The sequence below is a fragment of the Bradyrhizobium sp. SHOUNA76 genome, from assembly GCF_023006445.1.
GTDB lineage: Bacteria > Pseudomonadota > Alphaproteobacteria > Rhizobiales > Xanthobacteraceae > Bradyrhizobium.
Window position 1 is genome coordinate 1 of record NZ_JALBHA010000792.1, and the last position, 1,865, is coordinate 1,865.

Below are 1,865 nucleotides of genomic sequence, written 5' to 3' on the forward strand. Positions count from 1 at the left end.
CCGGTCAGGCTGTCGGCGAGGATGCCGACATGATGGCCGCGGTCGACCTGGCCGTTGGCGACGTCGAGGATGTGGCGGAAGATGCCGCCGACAGGGGCGCGCACGGCGTGCAGGATGCGAAGCGGCCGGTCAGGAGAGGGGAGCATGAATCAAAACCAGCGCTCGACGGCGAATGCCGAACAATTCCTACGAAAATATCGAGACGGATTAAGGGGCCTCGTGGTTAACAAACGGTGACCAGCGCGAGCGCGACGACCGCCGGATGTTGCGATTAACCCAGCGGCAACCTTAATGGAGTGTAATCGTCCCGGTTGAGGTAGCTTAGTGGCGTTGCCCCTGCGGGAGTGTTCGATGCGTTTAGCGTTTTGGCGTGCCGGCAAGGACAAGGCGGTGGTTGCGCGGGCCGTTGCAAAGCCCAAGGCCGAAGTTGCGTCCAAAGCTGAAAAGGCTGAAGCCAAGGTCGAGCCCAAGATTGAGGTCAGGCCTGCGCCGATCGTCACCAAGCAGCCACAAGTCGAGTCCGGCGACATCGACCTGCACGCGCTCGGCGCGGCATTGGCGCGCAGGCGCGGCTGGATCATCGTGCCGACGGTGCTGGCGCTCGTCGCATCCGTTGCCGTCGTCAATCTCGTTACGCCGCGCTACAAGTCCGAATCGCGCATCCTGATCGATGGCCGCGAGAACGTGTTCCTGCGCCCGAGCAGCGACCGTACCGAGGAGCGCCAGGCGCTCGACGCCGAGGCCGTCACCAGCCAGGTGCAGCTGGTGCTGTCGCGCGATCTCGCGCGCGAGATCATCAAGAAGAACAAGCTCGCCGAACGTCCTGAATTCGATCCGGTGCTGCAAGGCATCTCGCCGCTGAAGTCGCTGGCCGCGATGGTCGGTATCGGCCGCGATCCGTTTTCGATGACGCCGGAAGAGCGCGTGCTCGATGCCTATTACGACCGTCTGCAGGCCTACGCCGTCGACAAGTCGCGCGTGATCGTGGTCGAATTCCAGTCCGCCGATCCGGAACTTGCCGCCCGCGTCGCCAATTCGATCGCCGACGGTTATCTCGTGCTGCAGCAGGGCGTTCGCCAGGAGCAGGCCAAGAACGCCAGCCAGTGGCTCGCCGGCGAAATCGAGAGCCTGCGCAAGAAGGTCTCCGACGCCGAGGCCAGGGTCGAGGACTTCCGCTCCAAGTCGAGCCTGTTCGTCGGCACCAACAACACCACGCTGTCGAACCAGCAGATGGGCGAGGTGAACACTCAGCTCAACAACGCGCGCTCGATGAAGGCGGATGCGGAATCCAAGGCGCGGCTGATCAAGGAGATGCTTCAGAGCGGCAAGCCGATCGAAGCATCCGAAGTCGTGAACTCCGAACTGATGCGGCGGCTGTCGGAGCAACGGGTGACGTTGCGCGCGCAGCTCGCCGAACAATCATCCACGCTGCTCGGCAATCACCCGCGGATCAAGGAGCTGAAGGCCCAGCTTGGCGATCTCGACAACCAGATTCGCGACGAAGCGGCCAAGATCTCCCGCTCGCTCGAAAGCGACGCCCGGATCGCCAGCGGCCGGGTCGATGGCATGACCGTGAGCCTCGAGCAGCTCAAGAAGCAGGCCGCCTCGACCAACGGTCAGGACGTCCAGCTCCGCGCGCTGGAGCGCGAGGCCAAGGCGCAGCGCGATCTGCTCGAGACCTACCTAGCCAAGTACCGCGAGGCCAATACCCGAGAGACCATCGACACGGCGCCGACTGATGGCCGCATCATCTCGCGCGCCATCGTCTCGAACACGCCGGCCTATCCGAAGAAGCTGCCGATCGTGCTGATCGCGACGATCGCGACGCTGCTGCTCTCGTCCGGCGTCGTCGTCACCGGCGAGCT

1 protein-coding gene and 1 pseudogene are annotated in these 1,865 nt (G+C 64.0%); one reads left to right on the top strand and one right to left on the bottom strand.

Going from position 1 to position 1,865, the window contains the following annotated elements; translation table 11 throughout:
* Window positions 1-146 (bottom strand): annotated as a pseudogene (locus tag MOV74_RS37170) (glycosyltransferase family 1 protein); the annotation flags it as partial.
* Between the two features lie 205 nt (window positions 147-351).
* On the opposite strand from MOV74_RS37170, the gene MOV74_RS37175 reads away from it, so the two are divergent.
* Window positions 352-1,865 (top strand): GumC family protein (locus tag MOV74_RS37175; protein WP_246932380.1); only part of this gene is annotated, 1,514 nt, incomplete at its 3' end.